The sequence below is a fragment of the Brevibacillus antibioticus genome (assembly GCF_005217615.1).
Taxonomy (GTDB): domain Bacteria; phylum Bacillota; class Bacilli; order Brevibacillales; family Brevibacillaceae; genus Brevibacillus; species Brevibacillus antibioticus.
This window is the reverse complement of sequence record NZ_SZNK01000001.1, coordinates 3653590-3677146: the sequence shown is the minus strand read 5'-3', so window position 1 is coordinate 3677146 and position 23557 is coordinate 3653590. Positions and strand designations below refer to the sequence as shown.

Annotated in this window: 27 protein-coding genes and 1 riboswitch; of the genes, 16 read left to right on the top strand and 11 right to left on the bottom strand. The window is 46.7% G+C overall.

The annotated features are described in order from the left end of the window. Positions 1-2: 2 nt before the first annotated feature. The 3 genes from E8L90_RS17255 to E8L90_RS17245 form a co-directional block, all read right to left on the bottom strand. Entirely contained in the window at positions 3-872 is an 870-nt protein-coding gene (locus tag E8L90_RS17255; RefSeq protein WP_137030519.1) for a hypothetical protein, read from the bottom strand. 220 nt (positions 873-1092) lie between these two features. Continuing rightward, positions 1093-2541 carry an amino acid permease gene (locus E8L90_RS17250; protein ID WP_137030518.1) on the bottom strand — a complete coding sequence of 483 codons (1449 nt, stop codon included), beginning with the start codon at positions 2539-2541 and terminating at the stop codon, positions 1093-1095. Between the two features lie 112 nt (positions 2542-2653). Then, positions 2654-2839, bottom strand: a riboswitch (Lysine riboswitch). Positions 2840-2923: 84 nt separating this feature from the next. Further along, a complete protein-coding gene (locus tag E8L90_RS17245; RefSeq protein WP_137030517.1) occupies positions 2924-3418 on the bottom strand; it encodes a DinB family protein in 495 nt (164 codons plus the stop codon). 168 nt (positions 3419-3586) lie between these two features. On the opposite strand from E8L90_RS17245, the gene E8L90_RS17240 reads away from it, so the two are divergent. Together E8L90_RS17240 and E8L90_RS17235 are read left to right on the top strand one after the other, a co-directional pair. Beyond that, complete coding sequence (locus E8L90_RS17240) at positions 3587-4144, top strand: CGNR zinc finger domain-containing protein (protein ID WP_137030516.1); 558 nt, start codon at positions 3587-3589, stop codon at positions 4142-4144. Between the two features lie 107 nt (positions 4145-4251). Continuing rightward, positions 4252-5004: an alpha/beta fold hydrolase gene (locus tag E8L90_RS17235; protein WP_137030515.1), complete on the top strand. Its 753-nt coding sequence runs from the start codon at positions 4252-4254 to the stop codon at positions 5002-5004. Here E8L90_RS17235 and E8L90_RS17230 read toward each other — a convergent pair. The 3 genes from E8L90_RS17230 to E8L90_RS17220 all read right to left on the bottom strand — a co-directional run bounded on the left by E8L90_RS17230 (position 4982) and on the right by E8L90_RS17220 (position 6460). Beyond that, positions 4982-5380, bottom strand: a complete 399-nt coding sequence (locus E8L90_RS17230) for a hypothetical protein (RefSeq protein ID WP_137030514.1) — start codon at positions 5378-5380, stop codon at positions 4982-4984. The two genes, E8L90_RS17235 and E8L90_RS17230, sit on opposite strands and share 23 nt — an antisense overlap. A 36-nt stretch (positions 5381-5416) precedes the next feature. Then, positions 5417-5941 carry an ImmA/IrrE family metallo-endopeptidase gene (locus E8L90_RS17225; protein ID WP_137030513.1) on the bottom strand — a complete coding sequence of 175 codons (525 nt, stop codon included), beginning with the start codon at positions 5939-5941 and terminating at the stop codon, positions 5417-5419. A 72-nt stretch (positions 5942-6013) separates the two neighbouring features. Further along, a complete protein-coding gene (locus tag E8L90_RS17220; RefSeq protein ID WP_137030512.1) occupies positions 6014-6460 on the bottom strand; it encodes a helix-turn-helix domain-containing protein in 447 nt (148 codons plus the stop codon). A gap of 180 nt (positions 6461-6640) precedes the next feature. Between E8L90_RS17220 and E8L90_RS17215 the strand changes: the two genes are divergently transcribed. From E8L90_RS17215 to E8L90_RS17200, 4 genes are all read left to right on the top strand, one after another. Further along, the gene (locus tag E8L90_RS17215) at positions 6641-6835 is read left to right on the top strand and encodes a BhlA/UviB family holin-like peptide (RefSeq protein ID WP_012684855.1); all 195 of its coding nucleotides are present in this window, start codon (positions 6641-6643) and stop codon (positions 6833-6835) included. A 208-nt stretch (positions 6836-7043) separates the two neighbouring features. Then, the gene (locus E8L90_RS17210) at positions 7044-8021 is read left to right on the top strand and encodes a homoserine kinase (RefSeq protein ID WP_137030511.1); all 978 of its coding nucleotides are present in this window, start codon (positions 7044-7046) and stop codon (positions 8019-8021) included. Between the two features lie 94 nt (positions 8022-8115). Beyond that, the gene (locus E8L90_RS17205; RefSeq protein ID WP_137030510.1) at positions 8116-9048 is read left to right on the top strand and encodes a hypothetical protein; all 933 of its coding nucleotides are present in this window, start codon (positions 8116-8118) and stop codon (positions 9046-9048) included. Between the two features lie 188 nt (positions 9049-9236). Beyond that, positions 9237-10403 carry a dicarboxylate/amino acid:cation symporter gene (locus tag E8L90_RS17200; RefSeq protein ID WP_137030509.1) on the top strand — a complete coding sequence of 389 codons (1167 nt, stop codon included), beginning with the start codon at positions 9237-9239 and terminating at the stop codon, positions 10401-10403. Positions 10404-10632: 229 nt separating this feature from the next. On the opposite strand, the gene E8L90_RS17195 is transcribed toward E8L90_RS17200, so the two are convergent. Continuing rightward, positions 10633-11145 (bottom strand): hypothetical protein, encoded by a 513-nt coding sequence (locus tag E8L90_RS17195; RefSeq protein WP_137030508.1) that lies wholly within the window; start codon positions 11143-11145, stop codon positions 10633-10635. A gap of 361 nt (positions 11146-11506) precedes the next feature. Between E8L90_RS17195 and E8L90_RS17190 the strand changes: the two genes are divergently transcribed. Further along, positions 11507-11968 carry a hypothetical protein gene (locus tag E8L90_RS17190; RefSeq protein WP_137030507.1) on the top strand — a complete coding sequence of 154 codons (462 nt, stop codon included), beginning with the start codon at positions 11507-11509 and terminating at the stop codon, positions 11966-11968. A 98-nt stretch (positions 11969-12066) separates the two neighbouring features. Here E8L90_RS17190 and E8L90_RS17185 read toward each other — a convergent pair whose 3' ends face one another. Continuing rightward, on the bottom strand, positions 12067-12504 hold the full coding sequence (locus E8L90_RS17185) for a Dps family protein (protein WP_137030506.1): 438 nt from the start codon (positions 12502-12504) through the stop codon (positions 12067-12069). A gap of 87 nt (positions 12505-12591) precedes the next feature. On the opposite strand from E8L90_RS17185, the gene mobA reads away from it, so the two are divergent. After that, complete coding sequence (mobA, locus tag E8L90_RS17180; RefSeq protein WP_137030505.1) at positions 12592-13224, top strand: molybdenum cofactor guanylyltransferase; 633 nt, start codon at positions 12592-12594, stop codon at positions 13222-13224. 37 nt (positions 13225-13261) lie between these two features. Here mobA and E8L90_RS17175 read toward each other — a convergent pair whose 3' ends face one another. Further along, positions 13262-13876, bottom strand: coding sequence for a hypothetical protein (locus E8L90_RS17175; protein ID WP_137030504.1), 615 nt, complete (start codon positions 13874-13876; stop codon positions 13262-13264). 31 nt (positions 13877-13907) lie between these two features. Beyond that, the gene (gene fdhD, locus E8L90_RS17170) at positions 13908-14705 is read right to left on the bottom strand and encodes a formate dehydrogenase accessory sulfurtransferase FdhD (protein ID WP_137030503.1); all 798 of its coding nucleotides are present in this window, start codon (positions 14703-14705) and stop codon (positions 13908-13910) included. A 349-nt stretch (positions 14706-15054) separates the two neighbouring features. On the opposite strand from fdhD, the gene E8L90_RS17165 reads away from it, so the two are divergent. From E8L90_RS17165 to E8L90_RS17130, 8 genes are all read left to right on the top strand, one after another. Further along, entirely contained in the window at positions 15055-15612 is a 558-nt protein-coding gene (locus E8L90_RS17165; protein ID WP_244297273.1) for an RNA-guided endonuclease TnpB family protein, read from the top strand. 205 nt (positions 15613-15817) lie between these two features. Continuing rightward, entirely contained in the window at positions 15818-16018 is a 201-nt protein-coding gene (locus tag E8L90_RS17160; RefSeq protein ID WP_162309016.1) for a hypothetical protein, read from the top strand. A 39-nt stretch (positions 16019-16057) separates the two neighbouring features. Then, a complete protein-coding gene (locus tag E8L90_RS17155) occupies positions 16058-16393 on the top strand; it encodes a Na-translocating system protein MpsC family protein (RefSeq protein WP_279633657.1) in 336 nt (111 codons plus the stop codon). A 195-nt stretch (positions 16394-16588) separates the two neighbouring features. Continuing rightward, positions 16589-18937, top strand: a complete 2349-nt coding sequence (locus E8L90_RS17150; RefSeq protein ID WP_137030500.1) for an FdhF/YdeP family oxidoreductase — start codon at positions 16589-16591, stop codon at positions 18935-18937. A gap of 42 nt (positions 18938-18979) precedes the next feature. Further along, the gene (locus tag E8L90_RS17145) at positions 18980-20239 is read left to right on the top strand and encodes a molybdopterin molybdotransferase MoeA (RefSeq protein ID WP_137030499.1); all 1260 of its coding nucleotides are present in this window, start codon (positions 18980-18982) and stop codon (positions 20237-20239) included. 3 nt (positions 20240-20242) lie between these two features. Then, positions 20243-20758, top strand: a complete 516-nt coding sequence (mobB, locus tag E8L90_RS17140; RefSeq protein WP_137030498.1) for a molybdopterin-guanine dinucleotide biosynthesis protein B — start codon at positions 20243-20245, stop codon at positions 20756-20758. Positions 20759-20888: 130 nt separating this feature from the next. Then, a complete protein-coding gene (locus E8L90_RS17135; RefSeq protein WP_137030497.1) occupies positions 20889-21377 on the top strand; it encodes a DUF2199 domain-containing protein in 489 nt (162 codons plus the stop codon). 162 nt (positions 21378-21539) lie between these two features. Next, entirely contained in the window at positions 21540-22076 is a 537-nt protein-coding gene (locus E8L90_RS17130) for a pyridoxamine 5'-phosphate oxidase family protein (RefSeq protein ID WP_137030496.1), read from the top strand. Here the strand turns inward: E8L90_RS17130 and pdxR are convergent. Continuing rightward, positions 22054-23496 carry a MocR-like pyridoxine biosynthesis transcription factor PdxR gene (pdxR, locus tag E8L90_RS17125; RefSeq protein WP_137030495.1) on the bottom strand — a complete coding sequence of 481 codons (1443 nt, stop codon included), beginning with the start codon at positions 23494-23496 and terminating at the stop codon, positions 22054-22056. The genes E8L90_RS17130 and pdxR overlap by 23 nt on opposite strands. Between the last annotated feature and the right edge of the window lie 61 nt (positions 23497-23557).

Here is a 23557-nt window from a genome sequence, read left to right as displayed (position 1 = left end):
AGTTAACTCGTTTTCTTGGCCAGGATGTTCATGAAAGAGGTAAGATTCGTCTGTAGCAATGGTGTAAAGGCAGAAAAGGAAGCATTTTCAGCGAGCGTATTCATTTGACGAACAAATTCAGTGGCGTCCTTTGAATTTACATTCTCAAAGCGATTAGCGATTTTTGTATTTTTTAAATCGGAGAGAAGAGTAGCTTGTTCGTTTCGGTATTGTGAGATCCAGTCTGGACGATGTTGCAGCTTTTTGACGAACTGAATCAGCGTGCTTACTTTCTCTGTTTGATTGGTCGTGTCCGCTTGCATTTTTTTGTAGGCTTCCGGGTCATACCGCTCCATCAGCTTGGATGGATTGACATAGTCGGCTGGCGCCCCATGCGGTCTTTGCGGAAGCTCTACGTAGCTGACACTGCCAGTTGCGGGGTCAACCTTTCTTGTTTTAGCAACGCCTGCGAGCAGATGGAGGCTATCCAAAAATTCAGCAGCATTTTCATCATCCATGAACTGGCTTGCCAAATATTTGCCTTGGGTTAAACCGACTTCTACTAAAGCAGCTCTTTCTTCATCGGTGTAGGTGTAGGTGGAGTTGAAAAAATTTTTCTCCAGGATGTGGTCAAAGGCCTTGCGAGCCTCGGGTGGTTTATCTGCGAAAATTTTATCCAAACGCTCATTAATCTCTGTGCTAAAGAAAAATTGGACGCTGTGATGTTCGATGGCATCAGCAGGTAGCTCGCGTGCCTTGTGAGAACGAAGGTCTACTGTATCGTGCTCGGGCAATCGGGGCAATCCTAGACGAGTTCCTGTCACCATTTTCGGTGCAGGTTGGTTAGTTGTTAACTGGGGTGTTAGATAGCGGTTATTCGATTGGATGTGCATGTTCTACTCTCCTCACATGGATTCATGTTCAGTCGTGATGGAAGGAGATCATGATTACCTTTTATCAGATGACTTGGATGAGGTGTGAGAACGGAAAGGAAACAGATCTCAAATGGCTTCTTGTCTATACTATCGGCTCTTTCGGAGTAATTTTTAATACATTAGCTAGCATGAAAAAGGACTCCCGTTCAGATAACGGAAGTCCGTATTTTTTCTTCGATTATTTCGTGTGTTCATCCATGTTGAAGTCAACTTGTTCAAGAGGGACGAGCTTGGTTTTTTGCGTGATTTTATAAGCGAGCCAAATGATTAAGAAGAGTGGCAGGCCAATGTAAGAGACCAGGACGCCATTCCAGTCGATCGTTCCACCCATGAATGCCGAGTAGTTTTGCCCCAAAATAACGATACAGCAAATGATGAAGGCAAAAATCGGTCCAAACGGGAACCACTTTGCCCGATAAGGCAATTCGCTTAAGTCACGCCCCTGAGCGATAAACGCTTTACGGAAACGGTAGTGGCTAATGGCAATTCCCAGCCAAGCGATGAAGCCTGACATACCAGACGCATTCAAAAGCCAGACATACACTTCGCCTTCCCCAAACAGGGAGGACAGAAAAGCAAGAGCACCGATGAGCGCAGTCAAGATCAAGGCATTGATCGGTACGCCATTACTTGTTACTTTTGCGAACCATTTTGGTGCGTTTCCTTCTTTCGCCAAGTTCCACAGCATGCGTGTAGAGGCGTACATGCCAGAGTTACCAGCAGACAATACAGACGTGAGAATAACGGCGTTCATGACGGATGCTGCAAAAGCAAATCCGGCATTTTCAAAAACAATCGTAAACGGACTGATCGCAATATCCGTAATGTCGCCACTGATCAGATTTGGGTTATCATATGGAACGAGCAACCCGATGATCAAAATAGCGAGGATATAGAAGATCAGGATACGCCAAAAAATTTGACGGATGGCCTTCGGAATGTTCCGGGCAGGGTCTTCGCTCTCCCCAGCCGCGACACCAACTAGCTCTGTCCCTTGGAAAGAGAATCCGGCAATCATAAAGACACCGAGCAGGGCCATGAAGCCGCCATTGAATGGCGCGTCGCCTTTGGTGAAGTTTTGGAGGCCGACTGCTTGGCCGCCCATAATGCCAAAAATCATCAACACACCGATAATAATAAAGACGATAACCGTTACTACTTTAATCAAGGCGAACCAATATTCAGATTCCCCATAGGCTTTCACGGACAGGAGATTCAAGGCAAACAGCAATCCAAGGAACAAAGCGCTCCACAATATCGCTGGGGTATCCGGAAACCAAAATTTCATAATGAGTGCGGAAGCCGACAGCTCGACGGCAATGGTAATCGCCCAGTTGTACCAGTAGTTCCAGCCGAGAGCAAAGCCGAGAGATGGATCGACGAACCGTGTGGCATAAGTTGAAAACGAACCTGAAACAGGCATGAAGGCCGCCATTTCCCCCAAGCTGGTCATTAAAAAGTAAACCATGATACTAATGGCGAGATAGGCGACTAAAGCTCCACCAGGTCCGGCGGAATGAATCGAGCCTCCGCTCGCGAGAAACAATCCCGTCCCAATCGAGCCGCCGATGGCAATCATCGTCAGGTGTCGGGCTTTTAAACCACGTTGCAATTGATTTTGTGACATAAGCTGCTTACACGACCTTTCTTGATTTTTGAGAAGGAAGGTCGGAAACGAAAAAACCGCCATAGCCAAAAAATGGCATAGGGCGGTATCATCCAATCCCCACCAAGCCTTCACTGAAGATAGCTCACCACGCTTGCTTGGCATGCAAACGTGACAGTTCTGCCCCTTTCGAGTACAGCCCCAACCCAATCGCACAGAGACGCGATATGAGTTTCGGCGGATTTTCCTTACCTGGAGTCATTGATTTTCTCTGAATCTCGTACAGGATGATATAAAAGCCGCGACCTCTATCCTCACCGTGAAAGATGAGGATAACATGTATGAAATTTTGTGATTCATCAACTATAAAGGATTGTTAATGATTAATCAATGTGAAATTTTGTTATTCAAATGAGCGTCTGGCAGGCCAAGAGCCTTGCAGCTTGCGAATTTGGACGATTTGTCCCGTATGAAACGCATCATGCAGGACCAGACTCATTACGGTTTGGTAAATGGGCGTATAAGTAGCCATCTGGTTTAAATCCTCATCCGTCAGCAAGGAAAGCTTTTCATGAATGTGGCGATGGACGCTTCCCATACGAGCGAGAGTAGCTTGCCAAGCGTCTTCGTCATCCGGACCGCCGGACGGGATGAAGGTATCATCGTTCGTCTCAGCGGAGCCAGGAAATTCGGTGCCCAATAGACGATGCAACAGGCGTTCTTTGTAATAAAGAAGGTGGCTGACGTTTTCCCAGATCGTGTTGGCTGCTTCTCCCACAGGGCGCCAGCTGGCCTCGGCTGCTGATACTCCGGAAAGCGCTTCTTTTAAAGGTGGATACCAGTCTTCCTTGTTATAGGTACATTCCCAACCGTGCAAAAGCAAATCCTTCCGATTCATACGCTTCCTCCTCGTCTGTGAAACAGATTGATGAAACGCTATAATAGCAGTAAGAAATGAAGATGTAACCAGTTAATCAAGTTACAGTAGTTACAAATATAGATTACCATATTCTGTATAGTCATACAAGAGAGAAAAATGAAGGGTTTCGTCAGGAGAGATGATTACATGGGCTGGCTTTGTATCGATTTTTTAAATAGTGATTGGCGGGATTGGCGTGGTTCTGGTCGTGCGGAAAATCGCTTGGAGAACCAGGAATGGCTGTCATCCTTTTTGCAAACATACAAGCTAACCGCTCCGCTACCGATGAATGTGGACTGTGCCGCTTCCCTTTTGCAGTTGCGCGAACGTTTGAGACGTATGCTAGAAGCCGTTGTCCGTGGAGACCGCTTCCAAGAGGAGGACCTCGCGGAATTGAACAGGGCTTTGGCTCTCACCCCTTTTCATCTGCAGGTGTTGTATGTAGATGAGGAGGGCGGCTACAGGCAAAAGCAATCCAGCCAAGCAGAGGGCTGGCCCCTCGTCATGGCACAAATTGCGGCTTCTTTCGCAGAGCTGCTTGCCCCGCAGCATCTGGAACGAATCAAAATATGTGACAACGAGGACTGCCGCTGGGTGTTTTATGATGAAAGTCGCAACCGGGTGCGCCGCTGGTGTGATGACAAAATGTGCGGAAACTTGATGAAGGTACGCCGTTTTCGTGAGCGCCAGAAGGAAAAAGGCTGATGGAGCCAATACCAACGACCGTCGGGATTTTGTCTCTGACGGTTTTTTTCTAGGTTTGAGACATAATATATAGAACTCTACATGGGAACGGAAACGAGGTGGGTAGGATGAGTCAAGCACGCAAAAAATGGTTTCAGGCATTCGTGTTGGTGACACTTGGAGCGATTTGTCTGGCGATATGGTATTTGCAGCCTTATCAGCCCGATCAGGCAGCGTTAACGGCCATGCAAGGGGGTGAAGGGATAACCGTCATGGATACGAATGACTGGATTATTTTCCAAGGTGGGGAATCACGCGAACCGGGGCTCATCTTATATCCAGGAGCACTGGTCAAACCGGAGAGCTATGCACCGATTGCCCGTGCTTTGGCTGGCTACGGCTACCATGTTTTTCTCGCACGAATGCCGCTGAATTTGGCTGTAAGTGATATGACGCGGGCCACACAAGTATTGAAGGCGTACCCGAATAAAACGTTTGTCATCGGAGGACATTCGCTTGGTGGAACCATGGCAGCTGAATTTGCAGCTAACCACCCGGACCGAATCAGTGGAGTATTTTTGTTGGGAGCGTATCCGAACAGTCAGGGGAACTTGAAGAAGGTGAATGTGCCTGTGCTGTCTTTGCTCGGGTCTCGCGACGGTGTGATCCATATGGAAAGGTTTGAGGAGAGCAAGCAATATTTGCCGGAGCGTACCGTGTACATGTCCATAGAAGGGGGAAACCACTCCCAGTTCGGAAGCTATGGAGCGCAGGAGGGCGACAAGCCCGCTGCCATTACTCCACAGGAGCAGTGGCAGCAAACGGTGGCAGCAATCAAGGATTGGTTGCTGAATGATGTCACAATGATGAACGCGGAATAATACCAGATACGACACCTGTAATGCGAATGTTTTCCGAGGGGAGCAGCATGGGCGTGTCTTGCTCGCGTGTGGTTGTAAAGAGACATTCCAATGGATTGACGTCTGCTGCGATGCGCACAAGGAACTGCCCCTCTTGTCGGATCAACACAGGTCTGTCTTTTACAGGCTCCATCGAAAAGTCTGAGATCAAGAGCGCATCTCCGGGAAAAATACCGAGACCACGAAGGCCGTCATCTCGCATGATGAGAGCAAAGCGGGCCACGTGATAGCTGGCTACCTGCAAGGAGGGTAACAGCGACAGCTCCTCGTCTTGGTCCAAGGCGAGATCAAAAAAATGAGTCGTGTATGCATCTCCGGCAATAAAGACTCGCTTCATCAGGTATCGCCTCCTACATAATAATAACGTCGTAATTTACTCATAGACGGGAAAGCCTTTGGCGTATAGACGGCTCAGTATGCGCTCAAAGCGGGCACGAGCAAGGGGTATGGGCACCTGAAAGCGCTGAGCCAATATAGCCGGTGCGTTGTATCGCGAACAATCGGCCAGAAGGGGACTCATCATGTAAATGGGAAGCAGCAAATGCTCGGCAAAATGATTCGCCTGCGATTCTTGCCAGTCAATCATCCATCCGGTGCTCTGGGGCTGAATGCCTTCATGAAGGAGCAAATGTCCGAGTTCATGCGCGATTTTCACCCGCTGCGTAGCCGGATCGAGTCGCTCGTCCACCGCAATGACATAACGTCCCGGCAAAAAGGGATGCGCGTGTGCACGACTCCTACCGCAAATACGATGGATCTCGATACCGTACGTCTCGCACAACAGATGCAAATCGATTTGTTCGGGCGAATCGATGCCGTGATGCTGAAGCAACAAGTACACGCGACTCTCGAGCCATGTTTGCGGTTCACAGATTTCTTGCAAAAGGGAGTGAAGCATCAATGACCTCCTAGATGAATGGTAAGGAACGTACGTTCTGTATTGGGTTGAAAAGAAAACCCCGCACTGGGGTTATTTTTTTTTGATGTCTTCCGTGATATCAAACAAAGAAGGAGGTCGTTCCTCGCGTACTTTACGGACTTTGAACTGTTTCCTCAAGTCGTACCAGTAGCGGCGAATTTCTTTTTTCTCTTCTTCTGAAGCGTCTAGATACCCGTCTAGGAAATAGTAGTCGTCCGGGTCATCGATCTTTTCCTGCAAGAGCTCGTCCAACGAACGTTGATTTGTCTCTCCTGTTGCTGGGAGAATATAGGCCGTGACTTCATCTGTGCGACCCAACAACCAATCGGTGGTGACGTCCAGCACATCAGCCAATTGCCGCAGCATGTCATTCGGTGGTGTGCTGTGGTTGTTTTCGTAGTTACTGATCGTCCCCTTTGTCGTGCAGACATGCTCTGCCAACTCTTCCTGGGTTAGACTTTTTGTCTTACGAGCTGTACGTAAGCGTTGAGATAGCATGAGCGTGCCAGTCCTTCCTGTGAGGATGTACAAACTTATTGTACTAAATGATAGAGAAAAAGAAAAGTATGGATATTTATTTTGTTTGCAACGAATTATGTACAAGCCTTTTGTACAAAATACAGATAAGAACGATTCGGGAACACTCGTTCTGTACAGTGACAAAAGGGGAGATCAAACATGGAAGATCAAGTAACAACCGTATTACTTCAGCAAGGGCCGTTTGCTGCTTTGTTTGTCTGGTTGTTGTTTTATATTATGAAGGCAAATCGCGAGCGCGAGGGGCGTTTGCAGGACTTGCTGGACAAATACAGCGACAAATACGATCTGATCCTTGAGGAATTGCGAGAGATCAAGGGAAAAGTGAGGAAATAACTCTTTTTGACAGTAAACCTTTTGATGAGCTTATGTTGCCCGATTCCTTGAAGAGCTTATTCAGCAAGGGGGACAAATCGTTGCAGCCAGTACCAGACCTTGATCGGCCATTAGCCCTTCAAGGTCCTTTTTTTGTTGTGTCCTTTTCCCGATTCACACGTCTTTCTAATAACTCACCAATACTTGGCAAAAAAGGAGCAGCATGACTATGCATTTACCCGTCGTCTACTCAACCATCTGTGAAAAAGCATTACAAAAAGTACTTCAGGAAGCATATCCAACCGAACAAATACAATCCGTTCACTATATGCTTCGAGGCATGAACGATACGTACCTCGTGAATACGATCGATCAAAAGCGAATTTTCAGGCTGTATCGAAGTGATTGGCGAACAGAGGAAGCAGCAGTCGCGTTCGAGATGGAGCTGTTGCTCCATTTGAACAGACAAGGAGTATCTGTATCTGTGCCAATTGCGGATGGCTCAGGAAAGCATGTCTTGAGACTGCAAGCAGCAGAGGGCAATCGCTTTGGGGCGCTGTTCACGTTTGCCTGTGGCAAGGAGCAGGAGATCGATACTGAGGAACGGAGCGCACGATTTGGCAGAGTGGTCGCCGAGCTGCATGTCAAAGCAGAAGGCTTTACTACACAGCAAGCTCGCGAGGTGTGGGACGCCAAGACGCTGATTCATCGCCCGTTAGCCATCATCGAGCCACGTTTGCAGCATCGGAAGGAAGATTTTCACTTTCTCCAACAGATGGCGATTGAGCTGGAAGCCAAGCTGAACGAGCATATCCTTGCCGGACTCGACTGGGGGATTTGCCACGGAGACCTTCAAGGAAATTTTAATACGAACTTTTGCGCGGATAACACCTATACCCACTTTGATTTCGACTTGTGCGGATATGGTTGGCGAGCGTATGATCTGGCTGCTTTCAAGCTGAGCCGAATATTGATCGAGGAAGATGACGAACTGGTGGAGGAGCTCTGGAATGCTTTCCTAAAAGGATATACTGAGGTTCGTCCCTTATCTGAAAACGATCAGGCTGCGGTGTCGCTCATGACAGGCATTCGCCAATTGTGGCTAATGGGCCTATGTATGCATGATCCTCATATTATGGGTAGCAGCGACTCGGATGACGCTTTCGTGAATGAGAAGATGGAATTTTTCAAGAAATATTTCGCGTGAACGAGAAGTGGTTTGCAACGCGTTGTCAGAAAAACATGTTCCCCGAAGTCAATGATAGGTAAGTCATACATTGATGGGAAAGAGGGAGAAAAGCATGTTACCGTACATTGGAAATGGGGCGTACTGCTACGCAAATTCTTCAGCTATGCTTTTGGAAACGATTGGGGAGAAGGTATCGCCTGCTGTACTTGAAGTACTCTCTGGCGTAGGCATCGGGGCGATGTGGCATGAGGAGCAGAAGGTCATATATTTCGGACAAGAGATTCCAGATCGTGGGGTAAGTCATGCGTTTGAGCTACTAGGGTTTCGTTGGACGGAAAAGTCAGGAGATGCTAAGGGAGAGCCACCATTGGAGGAATTACGGCGTGATGTGGAACATGGGCCCCTTTTGCTCGGACCACTTGATATGGGCTATTTGACGTATAATCCCAATGCTGCTTATTTAGGGGGTGCTGACCATTTTGTTCTTGCGTACCGAATGGATGAACAAGCAATCTACCTGCATGATCCTGCTGGATTCCCTTTTGTGAGCTTGCCGTTGTCCCAGTTTGTCTTGGCATGGAAAGCCGAAAAAATCTTCGATCGCCTCTTTTCTTATCACTACTGGACAGCACCAAAGCGTGTAGGCAGTCCGTCAGAGGAGGAACAAGCTGCAAATGCCCTTCGTTTATTCCAAGGGATTTATCAGGAAAGTGCATCGGCTAAACCAAACGCTTCGGTCCTATTCGGAAAGGAAGCGATATTGCGGGTAGTGAAACGGATAGAGGAGGAGGGGGGACTCTCCCCAGCAGAAGTTGGTCATCTCTCCTATTTTGCGCTCCAATTAGGGGCGAGGCGAGCCATGGATTTCGCTATGTTTTTCTCGAAGCATGCGCCAGAGCTGGCGGCAATCAAAGAGAAGCAGGCGAAGCAATTCGGACGTTGTCACACACTGATCGTGGAAAAGAATGAGCAAGAGCTAGCGAATGCCATGCGTGTATTGGCAGACATCGAAGAAGAATTTCGCCAGGTGCTTTGCGACAAATAATATCGTTCCCCCAAGTGAGTAAGTAATGCTCATTGGGGGTTTTTCTTTAATTTAAATATTATTACTTTTTTATGATTCATGACAATCTCATCCCGATGTGTTACCTTGTTATTCATTAGTCCGTGTAAAAGAGACAATGTCCATTCCGCGTGGACGTTCTTAACCAACACGTAACGGGGGTTCAATTCATGAAACAGCTAGGTTTACTACCCAAAATCCTGATCGCCATTGTCCTTGGGATCGGGATTGGCTCCATTTCGCCGATTTGGGTTGTGGAAGGATTGGCTACATTTAGTGGCCTGTTTGGAAATTTCCTCGGATTTGCGATTCCGTTGATTATCATTGGATTTATCGCGCCAGGCATCGGTGAGCTGGGCAAAGGGGCAGGGCGTCTGCTTGGAGTAACCACAGGGGTTGCTTACTTGTCTACGATCCTTGCAGGAGTGCTTGCTTATTTGGTCAGTACGAGTATTTTCCCACACATTCTTGAGATAGGTGGACTGGTGAATCAGTATGCCAACCCGGAGAAAGCACTAGTGAAGCCATTCTTTACCGTGGACATGCCGCCGATTGTAGGTGTGATGACAGCATTACTGCTCGCCTTCACCCTTGGTCTTGGAGCGACTGTCATCAAAGGAAACGCTCTGCAAAATGTGATGGTAGACTTGAGAGATATCGTCGAGAAGCTCATCGCTTCCGTCATTATCCCGTTGCTTCCCTTACATATTCTATCTGTATTTTCCAATCTGACCTATGGTGGACAAGTCACCATGATTTTGTCCGTATTCGTGAAAGTTTTCGTCATGATTATTGTCTTGCATCTATTCTATCTGTTCGTGCAGTACTTGGTAGCGGGACAGATGGGACGAAAAAACCCATTCACGCTGTTGAAAAATATGCTTCCCGCTTACTTCACAGCGATTGGAACACAATCATCTGCGGCCACCATTCCTGTGACACTGAACCAGACTAAGAAAAACGGTGTGAGCGAAAAAATCGCGGACTTCGTCGTTCCACTCTGTGCGACGATCCATCTTTCTGGAAGCACGATTACGCTCGTTAGCTGCTCCATGGCAGTCATGATGCTCAATGGCATGACAGCATCTTTTGAGACCATGTTTCCGTTCATTCTGATGCTTGGGGTAACGATGATCGCCGCACCAGGTGTGCCGGGGGGAGCAGTCATGGCGGCACTCGGATTGATGGAGTCTATGCTCGGATTTACGACCACGTTGACTTCGTTGATGATTGCTCTGTACATCGCGCAGGATAGCTTCGGTACCGCTTGTAACGTAACGGGTGATGGTGCGATTGCTGTTATTACGGATCGATTGAGTGAAGAGAAGGCAGCTTGATCCTGCTATTTTTGAACAAGACCTGTCTAAATGTGGATGGGTCTTGTTCTTCTGTGAAAAACAGGTGCTTCTCGCGGCTTCTGCAAAGAAACACATCAGCAATATTCATGGAGGCTATACGATTGACTGTAACTGTTAAGAGCATTGGTAGGCGCAAAAACACCCTTACCCGCATCCCTGTTGATCTGTCACAAACACCTGGGACATTGAGGGGAGTTTATAACGGTAGCTAGTTGTATAGTACATCTTTGTTAATTACGCCAGTCTTTAATTCCTGCCATCCTTCAGTTCCCGCCTCACTAATGAGAGCAGATTTTTTACTACTATCATATTCATCAAAGTCATACTTCGCATTCAATACCACTTTTTTAGCATATAGTTTACTGTCAGTGGTTATTACATATAAATAGATTTGACTTTCTACAGCCTGCCCCTCCTTCATAAACTCAAATCGAAGGAGGTATATCTCATCAATAGTGCTAGCAGTAATCGTTTGATCTTTTGTTCCTCCATTAATCCAAGTGTAAATTTGTTCAACTTGCTCACGGTTATTCATCTCTTTTATTAATTCGGGCTGTGGCTTTTTAGAATCCTCTCTATACATTTGAAGCCAAATCTCTGTCGGAAGCTGTTGAGCTTCTTGTGTAACTTCTATTGGTGCGGTTGTCTCTTGTACATTGTTACAAGCAGACAACAAAAGCATTAAGATAGAGACAACAACTCCTGTAAATGTTTTTTTCATAATTTCCTCCTGAAATATACTTAGGTAGTAATGCTGTATCTATTGTCCATGGGGTGTATTTAAACATGGCGTGACTTTTTACTCCCCCTCATTGTCATGATTTTTCAAGGTTTTTATAACGAAAATTTGATTGTCAGTCTGCACAAGATGGCTGACTGGTTCTCGCTAGCCGATACCGAAGCGTCAACGCTGAAGGCATTCAATTCATGGATCAGAAAACATACCCACAAATTTTGATGCAATTGAATAGCTAGTAGGTGAAATCGGCGAAATTCCCCCGTTTCCAACTAGTGCGAATTATATTATCATTGGGTATAATTCTATCATTCTACTTTTTGCGAAAAGGGGAATACATAACGCAATGTTTAACGAACGGAAAGCGTTACAAATGACATTGCAGGCCATGCTCGAGCAACGTATGGCACTGCGTCGACAGTATGTCGATCAGGACAAGCAGTTGGGAGCTGACATCAAGCAGCTTTTGAGCCGCATTCGCGAGTTGGATAACGAAGCCGGGATCGGAGACGAAGAAAGCCCGGACGATGCAGCTATGTCAACAGAGGAATTTTCCGATGATTTGATGAAGCGAATGAAGGTAAGAAAGGCGCACATTCGTCATGATTATTTGGAAGTTGCGAAGCACATCGAGAACCTGTTACGGGAGTCGATGTCTCCAATGTCATTGGCTGATCTCTGCTCCGTATTGAAAGCACGGCACCAGGTAGAGTTTGCGAGTCCCTACATTGGTGTACAGAAGTCATTAAAGTATTTGCCCCAAGTAAAAGTAGAAAAGGACGGGCGGAAACTGATTTTTTCGCTTTAGGCACCTAGGGTGAAATAGGCGGTTTCATGAGAGGCAAGTCCCAAAAAAGGCGATGTGTCTATGCACAATCGCCTTTTGGTGTCTATTGATTTACTTGCTTATTGTAAGAAGGACTTGAGCATCCAAACGTGTTTTTCCAGGCTGCTACGGATTCCCAACAGCATATCGGCTGTCGCTTCATCGTCGGCTTGGTCTGCCGTTTCCATAGCCAGCTTCAGTTCGTCTACGAGAATGGAGAAGTCTCTCGCGATCGTTTCTACCATTTGCTCTGCTGTTTCATTTCCTTCTGCTTCGGTGATGCTTGCAGTGTTCAGACATGCAGCCAAAGTTGCTACAGGCTTTCCACCGATGGAGAGGACACGTTCAGCGAGGGCATCGAGATTCGCTGCTGCTTCGTTGTACAATTCCTCAAATTTTGTGTGAAGTGTAAAGAAGTGCGGTCCTTTTACATTCCAGTGAAAATTGTGTAGTTTCGTATAGAGGACTGTCCAGTTGGCCACTTGTTTATTTAGAACGCTATAGAGTGTGTTTTCCATCGAGAATCTCTCCTTGTTTATAATAATTATTTATTTAAACTTATTATAAACTAATAAGGATTATTGTCAACACCCAGGAGGAAATTTATGCAGCAGCTACGTATCGGTGCGGTTATTTTAGCGGGCGGAAAAAGCAGCAGAATGGGCTCGCCCAAGCAAAAATTACCGTGGAGGGACGGAACCTTTTTAACAGAGCTCATAAAGGAAGTACAGGCGGTTGGCTTGTCTTGTTTCATTGTAGCGAACGATTTTTCGGACACTCAAGTAATACAAAAGGAACAAATTGATGAACAGCCCGTCACAATAACACCTGATCTGGTACCATCCTGCGGTCCTGTAAGTGGGCTGGTTACTGCCTTTCGCGTAAGTTCCGAGGATGCTTTGCTGGTGCTATCCTGTGACCTACCTTTTATGGATCGTAGGCAAATTGCCAAACTGATTGAATATGCGAGAAAGAGAAACGATTGGGATGTAATTGTCGCCCAATCAGAGGGACGAATCCATCCATTATGCGCAGTGTACCATCGGAGAACACAGGCTAACTGGGAGCAGGCGCTGTTGCATGGACAGCGAAAACTGATGCGGACTTTAGATGAGTTGCGCGTGGTACCCTTGCCTGATGAATGGTTGGACCCTTGGGCTGTTTTTAATGTCAACACGCCTGAAGAGTACGACCGGGCAAAAATTGAAGAAAAACGCAGAAAGACAGGACATGCTTGAGACATGTCCTGTTTTTGTTTGGAAAAAAAGGGGCTTTTCATAGAGGGCTATCATACAAGCATTTCTCAGGACAAACCGTATGAATAGTAGTGATGGCGAAAGAAAGGAGGGAAGCGCAATGACAAGAAAGTGCAAAAAACAGGGCCAACACCAAGATCACCACTGTTGTTGCAAAAAAACCGACAAAAACGACCACCACTGTTGCTGCAAAAAACACGACAAGCATCACGACCACCACTGTTGCGGCAAAAAACACGACAAACATCACGACCACCACTGTTGCGGCAAAAAACACGACAAATATCACGACCTCCACTACTACTGCATGAAACAAGACGATTACTACGAGCTTTACTGCTACTGCAAAAAACAAAGTCATTACGATGAGCCACATTGCTGCTGCAAAAAGCATGAACATTGCCGCGATCACTGCTGTTGCTGCAAATGCCATGATTGCAAATGCATTGAAAAACATGACCACCACTGTTGTAAGAAGCATGAGATAGATGATGAAGACGAAGATGATGAAGACGAAGATGATGACGAAGACCACTGCAAGCATCACAAAAAGAAACATTGCTGCTGCAAATAAAAAATTCCCACGTACAAAGAACAAAAGCCCGAGAGATAACTCGGGCTTTGAGATTACCAACAGCTTGTCCCGTTTTTGATTGAATCCTCCTTTAAGGTAGGAGGATTCTCCCCGCTTGTGTATACACGTTCATTTTGTCATTGCGGATAAAACCGACTGCGGTGAGCTTCAGCTCATCTGCCAATTGCAGGGCGAGATCAGTTGGAGCGGACTTGGACAAAATGATGCCAGCACCAATCTTGGCAGCCTTGAGCAGCACCTCAGACGAGATGCGTCCGCTGAAGACAAGAATTTTGTCCGTGGTGGAAATGTTATCTCGCAAGCATTTCCCATAGATCTTGTCGAGCGCATTATGACGCCCGATATCGGAGAACTGAAGCAAAACTTCATCAGGTGTACAAAGGGCTGCATTGTGGACGCCACCTGTTTGGCGGTGGATCTCAGACGACGCTTGCAATTCCTTCATCAGGTGCATGCATTGGGCAGGGGTGACAGTTGTTGTGCTTTCAACAGGCTTTGCTGTGCGCGCATCGCTAAAAAAGTAAAAGGATTGTCTACTTTTTCCACAGCAGGAAGTAATTCTGCGTTTGGAGTAAAAGCTCTGCGACAAAATCGTTTCTTTATGCAAATCAACATAAGCAAACCCATGGGCCTCATTAATCGTAAGCTGCTTGATTTCTGAGTAGCTCTTGATGACGCCCTCGGCTGCGAGAAAACCGATGACCATTTCTTCGAGGTCGGCCGGAGTACATACGATTGTTGCGAATTCCTCATCATTGAGGAATATCGTGAGGGGATACTCGGTAACGATTTCGTCGTCTTCCCAGCCATGTTGGTCAGCCGAAATTTTCAATACAGGCAAACGGGTGGTGATGGTTAGTTCGGACATACGGGTCTCCTTTTTGTCGGGATTTTGGAGTTTTTATGGCTAATTTGTGAGGAAAATGTTGTCGAGTGAATCATATTTTGTAAGTACGGCAAACGATTCTACCATCAGCCGTTTGTAACCAATCCATAAGTGATGCTAAGAGTGTTTTTCGTAAAATGAAGAAACTTGGGGGTCGCCCGATTCTTAAGAAGCCTGTATATTTCGTCAATAATCAAAACTACACGGTATCTGAAAATACAGTTGCTTTCCCGATCGTTGTAGATGGAAAGACGAAGAAAACGGCGTTTCGTTTCGTGCTACGATGACGAGCCGAGACAGGGAATTGTTAAGCAAAGGAAAAGTTGGATTGATGCGTATCATTGAAAAGTCAGAGAAATGGTACGCTCAAATTTCCGTAGAAGTGCCTACAAGCGTAACAATCAACCAAAACGTCATGGGTAGAAAGCACCAACAGCGTAGACGCAAATTAGGTAAACTCAAAAAAACGTCTGCCATTCGGAAGCTAGGCAATAAAGAGCAACGTTGGATGAAAGATCAAAACCACAAGATCAGTCGTCAAATTGTCAATACAGCTATTCAGGAAGGTGTGACAATCATCAAGCTTGAACGACTAGAGAATATTCGCAAGACGGCAAGAACAAGCCGTAAAAACGCAAAGAACCTGCATAGTTGGACTTTCTATCAACTTCAACAATTTATCTCCTACAAAGCAAATCTTGCTGGCATACAAGTCGTGGAGGTCAATCCCGCCTACACTTCTCAATCTTGTCATGCCTGTAGAGAGAGGAACAAAGCGAAAGACAGAATGTACGAATGTTCATGTGGATTCCATGCGCATCGTGATCGGGTTGGAGCCATCAATATTATGCACCAACCTGTGGCAGATGGTAATAGTCTGTCAGCCTAAGATGCGGCTTTAGCCGTGGAAGTCTCAAATGGCAGTATACTATGTGAAATGAAAAGTGTCATAAAATTTTCGTCTTTCCATGTATTCATAGCATAAGGACAGATTGACACGGAGCAGCGACCCTGCCACCGATTATTTTGTAGCCTTGCAGTGATTTACATAGAACACAATGCTTGTTGATGCTGATGTAGCATTCCTGCCCCAGTTGTACTCATGTTATGGTGTGTTGGGCGGTATCGGACTTGGGGTAGGCTATATTACGCCAGTATCGACGTTGGTCAAATTGAGTGTTTTCGCTGGAATGTTCGTTGTCGCTCTGGTGATCTCGCTATTAGTCCGTCTGGATATCAAAAAACGGAAGGAAGAAGCCAAACAAAGAGAAAAGTCTGTTGAATTGGTTAGTTAATCAATGGTAAAGTTTAAGCAGAGAATGATTTGAAGTAATTTGGTCAGGGCTTTCCGAAAGCGCCATATGGGAAAGGGACCGAGCAAGATCAGCACCACGTTCTGCAAGAACTGGGCGATCTGCGAGATGGAAGGCAACCTTTCTCCGGTGGAAAAGTTCATCGCCACTTCGGAAGACGGAAAGCAGACATTACGAGCTGCCCGAACCGAAATGGTCAAAGAGATCTATCGGAAACACCAGCCAGTTGACATGGAAGCGTTTCTTGGAGCAAAGCTCGTTGATCTATTCGTCGATATTGACATTGAACGGGATTTTGGAATGTCGATCTTTGTATTTGATCAAGACATTGAAAAGAAAATGAAAAACAAACCGTAAGTCTAAACGAAGCAGCGTTCCTGTTCACCGGCTTAGACGTAACGGAATTCGCGAAGGCAAACACGAAGTTGAGACTGGGTAGCGAACCTGCCGTAGACAACCACCGTGAACACGCTCTTTTCCTATAGGACAAGGGACGGTTTCATGGTGGTTTTTTCGTCTCAATGGAGTTTATTAGAGGGGGAGACAAAAGAAATGGGCAAGACCAAGCATGGAGGACCAATTAAGCTGGATACTTCGTGGAAGCCTTCCTTATGGGCTTCACTGATGCCGATGGGACTCGGAAAAATCAAGCCTCATCACATTCGCGATACGATGAAGGTGGCCTATGACAATCGCGATAATTTGGGGTATGCCTATCGTATTTTGACCCAAGGGGTATGCGATGGCTGCGCTCTCGGTGTATCCGGTCTCTACGATCAGACATTGACTGGTCCGCATTTGTGCACCACGAGATTAAACGTACTGCGTCTCAATACCATGCCTGCCATGGATGCCAAATGGTTTGAAGACGTAAATGCGCTGCGCAAGCTGTCCAGCGAAGAACTGCGCAAGCTGGGAAGAATTCCGTATCCGCTTTCAAGAAAGCCAGGCGAAAACAAGTTCACCCGCATTAGCTGGGATGAAGCGTTAAACCGCATCGCGAGAAAAATCAAAAACATCAGCCCGAAACAGCTGGCCTTTTTCTTGACCGCTCGTGGAATTACCAACGAGGTATACTACACGGCAGCTAAAATGGCTCGTTTCCTCGGAACCAACAACATCGACAACGCCTCACGTATTTGCCACTCGCCGAGTAAGACAGCATTGAAGCGTTCGGTTGGGATTGGTGCATCGAGCTGTAACTATCAGGATTGGATCGGTACCGATGTGCTCGTATTCTGGGGCTCTGTACCAGGTAACAACCAGCCTGTATCGACGAAATACATGTATGCAGCGAAAAAAGCAGGAACGAAAATCATCCTGATCAACCCGTACAGAGAGCCAGCGATGGAAAAGTACTGGATCCCATCTGTACCGGATAGTGCTTTGTTCGGAACGAAGATTGCAGACGATTTCTATCAAGTGAACATTGGCGGCGACATCGCATTCATGAACGGCGTGATGAAGATTTGGTTCGAGATGGAGGAAGCCAAACCAGGTTCTGCGATTAATCATGAATTCATCAAGGAGCACGCGAACGGAATCGAGGAGCTGCGTAAGCATGTGATGAATGAATCGTGGGAGAAGATCGAGGAATCCTCCGGTCTTAGCCGCGAGCGTATCAAGGAATTCGCGGAATTGCTCGCCCACTCCAAAAATGGTGTATTCGTATGGAGCATGGGTCTGACCCAGCACAAATTCGGTACGGACAATATTTCTCAAGTAGCCAATCTGGCCATCCTTCGTGGATTCTTGGGTCGCAAGCACACTGGTCTTATGCCAATTCGCGGACACTCTGGCGTACAAGGCTCTGGTGAAATGGGTGCCGATCCGTTCAGCTTGCCAGGTGGAGATTTTGAAGAAAAATCCTGGAACCGGATCGAAAAGCTCTGGAACTTCCCCATCCCGAAATGGCAAGGAGATATCGTCGGTATTTCTTTGGAAAATGCAGTGTTGCCAGATGGACATGAACGCAAGACCAGATTGTTCTATACGAGTGGCGGCAACTTCCTGGAGACGATGCCAGATCCGGACTTCATGCAAAAATGCTTGGAGAGCATAGAAGTTCGTGTACATCAGGACATCATTTTCAATACATCTACGTTGGTGGATGCGAAGGAAGAAGTCATCGTACTGCCAGCAATGACTCGCTACGAGCAGCCGGGTGGCGGTACTTCGACAAGTACAGAGCGTATGGTTTACTTCAGTGCCGAAGTGGAAGGGCCACGAATTGAAGAAGCACGTTCGGAATGGGAGATTTACGTAGATCTGGCGGCACGGGTAAATCCAGAGAAAAAGCATCTGATGCACTTCTCAAGCGCAGCTGAAATTCGCGCAGAGATTGCCCAGGCAAATCCGAACTACGATGGGATCCAGCATCTGAAAAACCGTGGAGATGTTTTCCAATGGGGCGGTGCATGGTTGTGCGAAGGCGGCATATGCCCGACACCGGATGGCCGAGCGAATCTGATTCCGATTGAGATTCCGGATTTGAACAAGCCAGAGGGACACTTCTATGTAACGACTCGTCGCGGTAAGCAGTTCAACTCGATGATTTATAGCAAGAAAGACCCGTTCAACAATGCGGACCGTTATGATATCCTGATCAATGCAGAGGATGCAAAAGAACTGCGCATTGCAGAAGGCGAAAATATCGTCGTTTACAATAAATATGGAACGTTCCAAGGACGTGCCAAATTCGAGGACACCAGACGCGGAAATATTCAAGTACACTGGCCGGAAGGGAACGTACTCATTCCGAAGGGTGTATACGAGACATACGCAGGTATTCCCGAATACAATACAGCCGTGAAGATTGAAAAAGCGGACACTTTCCACGCCAATAAAGATTTGAAATACGTGGAGAGAGAAGTAGAAGATTTGGAAGTAAACGTCGGCTGACGAGCTGCATCAATGGGTGGTCAAGATTAGGGGGAACAAGCCATGCGTTTTTCGCGACAAACACTCTCAGTTGAGGAAGCGATGAGCAAGCTTTTGGCAAAACTGCTGACAGGGAGAACGGAACAAGTGCAGATCGGGGAGGCATACGGGCGGATACTGGCCTCTGATCTACATGCAACATACGATTTGCCGCACTTTGACCGCTCGCCGCTGGATGGGTTTGCCGTGAGAGCTGTGGATACGGTTGGGGCCTCCGTTGACCACCCGATTACACTAACAGTGCTAGAGACGGTTGCGGCCGGGCAAGTACCTTCTAGAGAATTGAAAAAGGGCTACGCGACGCGGATCATGACAGGTGCGATGATGCCTGCGGGTGCAGATGCGGTCATCATGTTTGAGCAAACGCACAACCCAGCCGAAGAGGCCGATACTGTACGGATCAAGCGGGAGATGAAGCCTGGGGAAAATGTATCGCGTCGCGGTGAAGAGATGGCCAAAGGAACGATCATTGCCAAAACGGGCGAGCGGATTAACGCAGGTACTCTTGCCAGCTTGGCTACGTTTGGCTATTCGCAGGTTGAGGTGTTCTGCAAGCCGCGTGTCGGTTTGATTTCGACTGGAAGCGAGCTATTGGAGATTGATCAGCCGCTTGCTCCAGGCAAAATTCGCAACAGTAATACGGTGATGCTGACTGCCTTGATTGCCGAAGCAGGGGGCATCCCTGTTTCGTTTTCGAGATTGCCTGATGATTTGTCGGTGGCGAAGGAGAAAATCAGTGAATGCTTGCGGGGCGTGGATCTGGTCATTTCAAGCGGTGGTGTATCCGTTGGGGATTTTGATGTGATCGCGGCTTTAGTAGATGAGCCTGAGGTGGAGCTTTTGTTCAACCGGATCGCAGTACGTCCGGGAAGTCCAACGACAGCCATGCTCATGGAGGGAAAGCCTTTGATTGCCCTATCAGGGAATCCGGGTGCCTGTTTCCTTGGGTTTGAGTTATTTGCGCGAGCAGCCATTCGTCGCTTCTCGGGAGAAACCCATGTCGTGCAACAGGTGATTAAGGCGAGACTCGGCGTCGATTATACGAAGCCTTGTCCATACCCACGTTATCTGCGAGGGAAGCTCCTCGAAAAAGACGGGGTTTTGCACGCAATCCCTGATTTCAATGAAAAGGCAGGGAATCTGGGGACGTTGAAGGACAGTGAATGCTTTATGATCATACCAGCCGGGGGAAGCGGGAAAAAAGTAGGAGAGCTGGTTGATGTGCTTACACATGCCGCCCCAACTTGGAGAAGAGAGGGATAGCGAATGGTCAAGCCACCTTGTGTTTTGCAGATTGTCGGTTATTCGAACAGTGGCAAGACGACTCTGCTCACCAAGCTCATTCCGATTCTCGAAAAAGCAGGGATAAGAGTTGGGGTCATCAAGCATGATGGCGGACACGATTTTGAGTGGGATCAGCCAGGGAAGGACACTTGGCGTTATCGTGAAGCCGGAGCCTCACTAGTCGCGATCACATCCAAAACGAAAACGGCCATTGTGGAGCAAAAGCCGCAGGAGTTGTCCGTCCTGATCCAGCGCTTGGCAGATGCCGGAGCCCAGCTCGTTTTGGTAGAAGGCTTCAAGCGTGAAGGCTATCCCAAGCTCGTCCTGCTTCGCAGACCAGAAGATGAGGAGCTTTTATCAATTGTTACTAATTTGGTAGGGATCGTAGGTTGGTCAGACAAGCATCAGCCGGGGTTGCCCTTTTTCGATATTAATGACATCCACAACATAGCCAATTTTGTAAGGGAACGGGTTTCCGTTTGGCATTGTCAAAACTGATTAGAAGCATTGAGATCATTCCAGCTTGATTGGGGATGATCTTTTTTTGTAGCATGGGAGATGATCCATGTCATGAAATATGTGGTAATGTAAATAAAAAATCGGCGAGAAACGATAAGGAGCAAATAACATGAAATGCCCTCACTGTCACAACGAATTAAATGAAATTCCTTTCTGTTACGGAATAGAAGCGCCACATTATTTTTACATGGTACCAGAAGAGAAACGAACAGAATTAATAAAAGACTTTTGTGTAATTGATGAACAGCATTTCTATATTAGAGGACATATTGAAATACCAATAATAGATAGTACTGAGAAATTTATATGGAGTGTTTGGGTTTCTCTTAGTGAAGAAAACTTTTTGAGATCGAATGAATTGCTAGACGTAGAAGGAAGAGAAAATGAAGAACCTTATTTTGGCTGGCTATCGACTGAGCTTTCCATCTACCCAGAAACTACCCTATCCTTAAAAACATGGGTACATACACAAAAAGTTGGTGCGGTTCCCTTAATAGAATTAGAACAAACGAATCACCCACTTGCAGTTGAGCAAAGAGAAGGAATTACAATGGAGAGAGTGAAAGAAATTGCTCATTTCATCAATCATACGGAGTAATAAGAAAATGCCTGCTGCCGGGATGTTCCGGCAGCTTTTTGTTTTTCTCATGTTATAGACGTTAGATTATGGATTGCTTCAATTTGATAGTTTTGGACGTATATCTTCACTCCAATGGTTGGTAAACTTGCAGCATTCTTCAAAAAAATAGGAGTGATAACGATGGATGGAGTGCGTTACAAAATGAGAGAAGTATTGGATAAGAGCAAGATGGAGACATTTTTGCAGCAAGCTAGAATCGGACATCTTGGAATGGTCGATGGTCATTTGCCGTATGTTGTTCCGCTCAATTTTGTTTGGACAAATGGGAAGCTTTATTTCCATGGAGCCAGCGGCGGGAGAAGAAATCAGGTTATGGATGCTAATCCAGAGGTCTGCTTTACGGTTTGTGAAGAATATGGAACGATTACTGATCCGGTGCCAGCTAAGACGGACACAGCGTATATGAGTGTAATGATTTTTGGCAAGGCACAGCCTATAGTCGATCTGGATGAAGCGACACACATGTTGCAAGAAATGATGAATAAGTATGTGCCTGGCTACTTCAATCGTCCTTTACCCAAGCAGCACGTAGACAAATACCGTTCAGCAGTATTCGGTGGACCAGTACAGGTGTATCGAATAGATCCACAGCATATCACTGCGAAAGAAAATCCAATAGAAGAAGAAAAAATGTTCAATTCTGGTAAAACCGTGTAATCTCTGCAAGACGAAAAATGCCTTCTTCAATGGTGGATTCATCTACTTTAGCAAAACCCAGCACCCATCCTTTTCGATCGCTTTTCAAACAATACTTGCTAAGTGGATAAACACGGATTCCTTTTTCGAGTGCTAGGATCGTCGCGGCTTCTTCATCAAACGATTGATCAGCTTCAAGAAGGATATGCAATCCCGTTTCTACGCCGCTTAGTGTGAAGTGTTCGCCGAGTCCGGTCGTGATGATGGCCTTCGTCATGGCTTCATGTCTGCGCCGATATACATTTCGAACCCGTCTCATATGGCGCATGAAATGACCATGTTCAATAAAATGAGTAAGTGTTAATTGCTCCATAATCGGAAGATGCCGATAGGTTAATTCATGGACTTGGGCGAGCTGACGAATGGCCTCATTGGGACCAACGATTGCCGATATCCGAATACCAGGAGCAATCATTTTGGAAAAACTCATCATATACAATGTGTTCTGAGGTCGCTGACAGAACAAGGTTGGAAGTGGGTCGCCGCGATAGCGAAATTCGCTGTCGTAATCATCCTCCACAATCCAAAACTGCTGCTGGGTAGCCATGTGTAACAATTGTTGCCTGCGAGGTTCCGACATAATGACTCCAACCGCACACTGGTGCGATGGCGTAACATAAACAAGCTTGGACTCCGGATCAATTTGGTCTACGCACAACCCGTACTCGTCAACTGGAACGGAGACAACTTCCATACGCCGATACTTCATTGCCATCCAGGCAGCAGGGAAGCCAGGATCTTCAACAGAAACGGTATCTCCTTCATGTAAAAGGGCTTGTGCGATCAAATCGATGCTATGTTGTGCACCTGAGGTTAACATGATTTGATCAATCGTCACATGAACGCCCCGTTCAAGTGACAAATAACGTTGAATCTGTTCTCGTAGCGGTTGGTATCCATAGGCATTGCCATAAGCCCAACTGTCCAGATTCGTTTCTGTGGAAGCCTGTAAAAACGAACGTCTCCAATTCTTTTGAAAATGTTCGTCTAAATATGGCTCATGGGGACTGAAATCGATCTCAATCTGTTGACTACCTTTGTCCCCGAACCAACCGTGCAAATGACCGATTGCAGCGTTTAATATAGGCAATTCGGGGGGGACAGGTCCTTTAGGCGCAGCATCCTCTGATGGACGAGTGGCATAGGTCCATTCGCTAACTCTAGTCCCGCCGCGACGAGAGGTGACAGTGTAGCCGCGGCTGAATAACTCCTCATAAACAATCTGTATGGTGGAACGGGAAACGCCAATTAAAGAAGCGAGTTCGCGGGAGGGTAGTAGCAATTCACCTGGCTGCCATTTTCCGGAGGTAATATTATGGATCGCTTGGTCCAGCAGTTGCTGCCAGATTGGACGCTCGTCATCTCGGTTTACGCTTAGCATTCATTCACCTTCCGTGTTTTGTTGGAAATTTAATAACAATCTATTGGCTGATATGCTATCA

Coding starts and splice junctions, on each gene's coding strand:
- E8L90_RS17190 (WP_137030507.1), top strand. CDS start 11,507: ATGTTTAACGAACGGAAAGCGTTACAAATGACATTGCAGGCCATGCTC.
- fdhD (WP_137030503.1), bottom strand. CDS start 14,705: ATGTCCGAACTAACCATCACCACCCGTTTGCCTGTATTGAAAATTTCG.
- E8L90_RS17220 (WP_137030512.1), bottom strand. CDS start 6,460: ATGCTATCTCAACGCTTACGTACAGCTCGTAAGACAAAAAGTCTAACC.
- pdxR (WP_137030495.1), bottom strand. CDS start 23,496: ATGCTAAGCGTAAACCGAGATGACGAGCGTCCAATCTGGCAGCAACTG.
- E8L90_RS17245 (WP_137030517.1), bottom strand. CDS start 3,418: ATGAATCGGAAGGATTTGCTTTTGCACGGTTGGGAATGTACCTATAAC.
- E8L90_RS17165 (WP_244297273.1), top strand. CDS start 15,055: ATGCGTATCATTGAAAAGTCAGAGAAATGGTACGCTCAAATTTCCGTA.
- E8L90_RS17250 (WP_137030518.1), bottom strand. CDS start 2,541: ATGTCACAAAATCAATTGCAACGTGGTTTAAAAGCCCGACACCTGACG.
- E8L90_RS17185 (WP_137030506.1), bottom strand. CDS start 12,504: ATGGAAAACACACTCTATAGCGTTCTAAATAAACAAGTGGCCAACTGG.
- E8L90_RS17130 (WP_137030496.1), top strand. CDS start 21,540: ATGGATGGAGTGCGTTACAAAATGAGAGAAGTATTGGATAAGAGCAAG.
- E8L90_RS17205 (WP_137030510.1), top strand. CDS start 8,116: ATGTTACCGTACATTGGAAATGGGGCGTACTGCTACGCAAATTCTTCA.
- E8L90_RS17135 (WP_137030497.1), top strand. CDS start 20,889: ATGAAATGCCCTCACTGTCACAACGAATTAAATGAAATTCCTTTCTGT.
- E8L90_RS17215 (WP_012684855.1), top strand. CDS start 6,641: ATGGAAGATCAAGTAACAACCGTATTACTTCAGCAAGGGCCGTTTGCT.
- E8L90_RS17150 (WP_137030500.1), top strand. CDS start 16,589: ATGGGCAAGACCAAGCATGGAGGACCAATTAAGCTGGATACTTCGTGG.
- E8L90_RS17225 (WP_137030513.1), bottom strand. CDS start 5,941: ATGCTTCACTCCCTTTTGCAAGAAATCTGTGAACCGCAAACATGGCTC.
- E8L90_RS17195 (WP_137030508.1), bottom strand. CDS start 11,145: ATGAAAAAAACATTTACAGGAGTTGTTGTCTCTATCTTAATGCTTTTG.
- mobA (WP_137030505.1), top strand. CDS start 12,592: ATGCAGCAGCTACGTATCGGTGCGGTTATTTTAGCGGGCGGAAAAAGC.
- E8L90_RS17240 (WP_137030516.1), top strand. CDS start 3,587: ATGGGCTGGCTTTGTATCGATTTTTTAAATAGTGATTGGCGGGATTGG.
- E8L90_RS17200 (WP_137030509.1), top strand. CDS start 9,237: ATGAAACAGCTAGGTTTACTACCCAAAATCCTGATCGCCATTGTCCTT.
- E8L90_RS17210 (WP_137030511.1), top strand. CDS start 7,044: ATGCATTTACCCGTCGTCTACTCAACCATCTGTGAAAAAGCATTACAA.
- E8L90_RS17230 (WP_137030514.1), bottom strand. CDS start 5,380: ATGAAGCGAGTCTTTATTGCCGGAGATGCATACACGACTCATTTTTTT.
- E8L90_RS17235 (WP_137030515.1), top strand. CDS start 4,252: ATGAGTCAAGCACGCAAAAAATGGTTTCAGGCATTCGTGTTGGTGACA.
- E8L90_RS17255 (WP_137030519.1), bottom strand. CDS start 872: ATGCACATCCAATCGAATAACCGCTATCTAACACCCCAGTTAACAACT.
- E8L90_RS17145 (WP_137030499.1), top strand. CDS start 18,980: ATGCGTTTTTCGCGACAAACACTCTCAGTTGAGGAAGCGATGAGCAAG.
- mobB (WP_137030498.1), top strand. CDS start 20,243: ATGGTCAAGCCACCTTGTGTTTTGCAGATTGTCGGTTATTCGAACAGT.